The 766-nt window shown below is 65.4% G+C and carries 1 protein-coding gene and 1 pseudogene; one reads left to right on the forward strand and one right to left on the reverse strand.

Translation table 11 applies throughout. From position 1 onward, the window contains the following. The coding region (locus AC1DU6_RS33700; protein ID WP_477862721.1) for a 2OG-Fe(II) oxygenase family protein at positions 1-352 on the forward strand (352 nt) is incomplete at its 5' end. A gap of 45 nt (positions 353-397) precedes the next feature. On the opposite strand, the pseudogene AC1DU6_RS33705 reads toward AC1DU6_RS33700, so the two are convergent. Beyond that, positions 398-766, reverse strand: a pseudogene (locus AC1DU6_RS33705) (hypothetical protein); the annotation flags it as partial.

Consider the following 766-nt stretch of genomic DNA (forward strand, 5'->3'; position numbering starts at 1 on the left):
GGTGGGCTCCATCCGCGCCGCAGCGCATGGCGACATCAATCTGCTGACCATCCTGCCCGCCGCCAACGAGCCGGGCCTGCAGGTACTGGGCACCGACGGTGCCTGGCACGACGTGCCCTGCGACTTCGGCACGTTGACCATCAACATCGGCGACATGCTGCAGGAAGCCTCCGAGGGCTATTACCCGTCGACCCAGCACCGCGTGGTGAACCCGACCGGCGAAGGCGCGAAGAAGAGCCGCGTGTCGCTGCCGCTGTTCCTGCATCCGCGCGACAACGTCGTGCTGAGTGATCGCTATACGGCCGACAGCTATCTGAACGAGCGGCTGCGCGAGTTGGGCGTGAAGACCTGAAGGCCTGCCTTCAGTGCAAAGGGCGCCACGGGCGCTTGCCCGCCGCTACTTTCCGCTGGGTCGCGCTGCAAGCGCTCGGGCTGTCGGCCGGTCAACATAGCGCGCAAAGATCGTCTCAAGCGTGCCGTCGGTGCGCATCAGCTCGATCGCGTTGCGCATCTTGTCGACGTCGACGGCCGCAACCCGCTGGCGCGACAGCACGAGCCCCAGGACTGCGTTGTCCTGCGGCGCGAAGTCGAGGATTTGGACCTTTCCGTCCAGCTGGTTGCGCGTGAGTAGTGGGGCCCAGACCACCGGTTGGCTGAGGAAGGCATCGACGCGCCCTACAGCAAAGACTCTGGCGAGAACTTCCAGATCTGCCACTTCATCGATGCGGCCTTCGCGACGGAGCGATTCGATCCAGGGGTCCAGCGT

The organism is Roseateles sp. P5_B10 (genome assembly GCF_056400485.1).